We start from the raw sequence: 218 nt of genomic DNA on the forward strand, positions 1-218 counted from the left end.
AAAAAGTTTTTTGCTGTTGCGTTAGCGCCTTTAAGCAAAAAAGTTTTTTGCCCCTTGACCGATTGACTAGCCTTCTTAGCTTCCAGCCGGAAAGGTTCGGGTTCCTACCGGCTGAAAGGTTAGAAGGCTTGCGTTGTTTTACGATTCGGAAGGCAAAATGGAAAAATCAATAATAAAAGCAGCCGTTTCGGCTGCTCCAGATTGTAGACAAAAGGCAT

It is taken from the genome of Bacillus sp. ISL-46 (genome assembly GCF_018613205.1).